Raw genomic sequence first — 543 nt, 5'->3', positions numbered from 1 at the left:
CATTGAGAATACAGCCGGTTATTTCCAAAAGAATCCTGCTTTCTTTAAGAAATCTGAACTGGATTCCGATTTGGTTGTGGCGGCTTTGGCGAAGAAAGGTTTGCTGGAGAAAAAAGAGATATCAGATTACACAAATACGATTTCTCATAAACTCCAGTCATCAAACGTAAGCCGCGGAGATTTAGATAAAGCAATTATCGCTATTAAAGCAATGGGCAAGGATCCGTCTCAATTTATTAATGGCAGGAACCTGGTGAAAGAAGTGTACGCGTCTCCGGCAGATCGTGCAACAGCAACGGTTTATGCTTTTGATTTAATCGCTTTAAGTACGGATGACTATGCAATTCCAAGTAACGCAGAAAATGCACCCGCAAAAATCGCGGCCAAGCTAGTTGATCTCGAAGTGAAAATAACCGATGGCGCAACAACAATTGGAGGAGGCTGGAGCTGGGACACTTCCGGGAAGACCCCGCCGGATACAGACTCAACCGGTATGGTGCTCACAGCCTTGGGCATGTATCAAAAATATTACAATTACCCTTC

1 protein-coding gene is annotated in these 543 nt (G+C 44.0%); it reads left to right on the top strand.

The features are described from left to right. The coding region (locus ACLWS4_RS37345; RefSeq protein WP_416876473.1) for a hypothetical protein at window positions 1–543 on the top strand (543 nt) is incomplete at both ends.

This window comes from Kitasatospora sp. SC0581, assembly GCF_048159585.1.
In the GTDB taxonomy this organism is placed as follows: domain Bacteria; phylum Actinomycetota; class Actinomycetes; order Streptomycetales; family Streptomycetaceae; genus Kitasatospora.
Note: the sequence above shows the minus strand (reverse complement) of the source record. Positions and strands in the feature narration are given on the sequence as shown.